This is a genomic window from Brunnivagina elsteri CCALA 953, from assembly GCF_002289455.1.
Lineage (GTDB): Bacteria > Cyanobacteriota > Cyanobacteriia > Cyanobacteriales > Nostocaceae > Brunnivagina > Brunnivagina elsteri.
Genome location: NZ_NTFS01000551.1, coordinates 1 through 3422 on the forward strand (window position 1 = coordinate 1; position 3422 = coordinate 3422).

Here is a 3422-nt window from a genome sequence, read left to right on the forward strand (position 1 = left end):
GCCACAAAATGAATGATCCTGTGTTGTCATGCTGAGGAACGAAGCATCTACGCGAGATTCTAGCCTGCGGCAACGCGTTCGCGCAGCGTGTCGCTTTGCGACTCAGCGCGTACGTTCCTCAGAATGACATTGGGCATTTCTTTCTGTGGAGTTCTCTAACTAATTTAAGTTAAAACTAATAACTGTGAGATTTATCACTGTCTCTCAGTGTAAATAGTCACAGACAGAAGAGACTTTACTAAAGTTTAATAAATTTTATCGGTAGTACTGAAAAATCTCAAAGCTTTTTCGTTAACATCATCACGAAAAAAAAAGAAACTTTGCAATACCAGCACTAGATTTGATCTAAATTTAACAAAAAGAGGATTTTGTATTGATAGTAATGTTGAGAAATCTCCGTAAAACACCTGATTTAACATTTGCAATTATTGCTCATACTATATTTATCAGTAAGAGATTTTGGAAGCAATTTTCCTAAGGCTCTCGAAAAACATCAAAGACTGATTTCAAACCATTACAAATAGTTAAGCAAACGTTATCGCTTGCAAAACTTATCTAAAGTAGTGATGAAAAATGAAATCCAGTTGAAAAATGATATTGTTAATATTGTTTTTCAATTATTTTTCAAAAGTTAAACTGTAAATTTATTAAAGAATTGGAGCGCCCTCGTGGTTTGGAAATCCAATTATACAGGCTCTACCGAAAAATCAATGAGTGGGTCTAACACCTCAACAAAGCCAAATAGTATTGGTTCAGGCAATACTGTAGAATTGCAGCCACAGGGTTCTCCCTTGGGGTTCTCGAAGCAAGAGATTATGCGGGAAAAAGCTGAGACGATTCCTGCCTGGGTAAATAATCATGTTGATTCTGGTTATGACTCATTAGTAGCAGGAATACAACAGGCTTCATCTTCGCAAGGGTATGGTTTTGATTCAGACAAGCCAAAAATTTTGGTGGTTGACGATGGCGCAGAAAGTCGAATGACGGCTGTTGATCTGTTGGCAATGGAGGGATATGAGGTAATTGAGGCAGACTGTGGTGCTGCTGCGATCGCACTAATAGCCCAAAAGCAACCGGATTTGATTTTGTTAGATGTAATGATGCCAGAAATGGACGGGTTTGAAGTTTGTCAAATTATCAAGCAAGACGAACAAACACGCCAAATTCCGATAATTTTCATCACCGCACTCAACGATAAGCGATCGCGAGTTCGTAGCATCGAATCTGGTGCCGGGGATTTTTTGACCAAACCCTTCGATCGTCTCGAATTGGCTGCTAGGGTAAAGTCATTGGTTCAGCAAAAGCGTTTAAATGAAGATATTGACCATGCCGAACAGGTGCTATTTTCGATCGCACGGGCAATTGAAAGTCGTGATCCCAATACAGGTAATCATTGCGAACGATTAGTCCAATTGGGCAAAGAATTTGGCGAATACCTCAACCTTTCGTACAACCAAATTCGCGATTTGATGTGGGGAGGATACCTACACGATATCGGCAAAGTCGGCATTCCCGATGCCATATTGCTGAAAAGGGGAAAACTCACATCCGAAGAATGGGAAGTAATGCGTCAGCATGTTTTAATTGGCGAACAGATTTGTCAACCGCTTCGGGCAACGCGAGGTGTAATTCCAATTATTCGCCATCATCACGAACGCTGGGATGGTTCAGGTTATCCCGATAGCCTCAAAGGGGACAAAATTCCCTACCTTGCCCAAATATTCCAAATAATTGATATTTATGACGCTTTGAGTAGTGAACGTCCCTATAAACCCGCTTATACACCAGAAGAAGCAATACAAATTATGACTGAGGAAACTGCCAAAGGTTGGCGAAATTTCCAACTAATGCAGCAGTTTACAGAGTTTATTAGCAAACGCGATCGCAATAGTTGATTCGGCAAACATCATCACTTGAGAATAAGTTTGGTAGTTTGCAACGAGATTACCTATGAGTGATGCTGTGTTAGCTGGTATTATTTGCCTGAACTTATTGGATAGTTCATCGCAATTCACACACAGCTAATCCCTAATTATGGTAGTCGTAGCAATTCTGGCGGCAGGAAAAGGAACGCGGATGAAATCAAATCTACCTAAGGTGTTACATTCCTTAGGTGGGCGATCGCTTGTTGAGAGGGTGTTAAATAGTGTCGAAACTATACAACCGGAACGGCGTATAATCATAGTCGGATATCAGGGCGAAGAAGTCAAAAGCGCCATGCAGTCAATACCCAATCTCGAATTTGTCGAACAAACTGTACAGATGGGAACGGGTCATGCTATCCAACAATTATTACCACATTTGCAAGGTTATACTGGCGATTTATTGGTGTTAAACGGTGATGTACCTCTGTTACGTCCCGAAACCATGCAAAATCTCCTCAAAATACATCAAGATAATCAAAATGCAGCCACAATACTGACGGCAAATCTGCCCGAACCGAAAGGTTACGGGCGTGTTTTTTGTAATGGTGACAACGTTGTTGAGCAAATCGTCGAAGATAAAGACTGTAATACTGCCCAAAAACAAAATTGCCGGATTAATGCTGGAATTTACTGCTTTCGTTGGCAGGATTTGGCTAAGGTACTACCGCATTTGCAAACAAATAATGCCCAAAAAGAATATTACCTCACCGATGCTGTGACACAAGTTACCCCCGTCATGGCGGTGGATACTGAGGATTACCAAGAAATTTTGGGTATCAATGACCGTTTGCAATTAGCTGGAGCTTATGAGATTTTACAGCGACGAATCAAAGAAAACTGGATGGCTGCTGGTGTGACGATTATTGACCCCAGCAGTGTCACAATTGATGAGACGGTCGTATTACAGCCCGATGTCATCATTGAACCCCAAACCCACTTGCGAGGGAATACGGTGATTCAAACTGGGTGTCGAATTGGTCCAGGAAGTTTGATTGAGAATAGCGAAATTGGTGAAAATACCACTATCCAATTTTCAGTAATTACCGATAGCACAGTTAAATCGGGTGTGAGAATTGGTCCCTACGCCCATTTACGAGGTCATGCCCAAGTTGGGGAAGGATGCCGCATTGGTAATTTTGTCGAATTAAAAAATACAACATTAGGTAGTAAAACCAACGTTGCCCATCTATCGTATCTTGGTGATGCCACAACCGGAACGAAAGTAAATATTGGTGCAGGGACAATTACGGCTAACTACGACGGGTTTAAGAAACATCAAACCATAATAGGCGATCGCACGGGTACGGGTTCCAATAGTGTCCTGGTTGCACCAATCACCCTTGGAAATGATGTTTACATCGCCGCAGGTTCTACAGTCGCCGAAAATATCCCCGACGATTGTTTAGTTGTAGCTCGCGCACATCCTGTAATTAAACCGGGTTGGGTAACGAAGAAACGAGAAAGTCAGCAAGATTAATTAGGGGATGGGGAATGGGG

General features: G+C 41.7%; 2 protein-coding genes. Both read left to right on the forward strand.

What is annotated here, in order from left to right:
- The first annotated feature begins 710 nt into the window (after positions 1–710).
- On the forward strand, positions 711–1895 hold the full coding sequence (locus CK510_RS28150) for a response regulator (RefSeq protein WP_095724790.1): 1185 nt from the start codon (positions 711–713) through the stop codon (positions 1893–1895).
- A 139-nt stretch (positions 1896–2034) separates the two neighbouring features.
- On the forward strand, positions 2035–3402 hold the full coding sequence (glmU, locus tag CK510_RS28155; RefSeq protein ID WP_095724791.1) for a bifunctional UDP-N-acetylglucosamine diphosphorylase/glucosamine-1-phosphate N-acetyltransferase GlmU: 1368 nt from the start codon (positions 2035–2037) through the stop codon (positions 3400–3402).
- Positions 3403–3422: the final 20 nt, after the last annotated feature.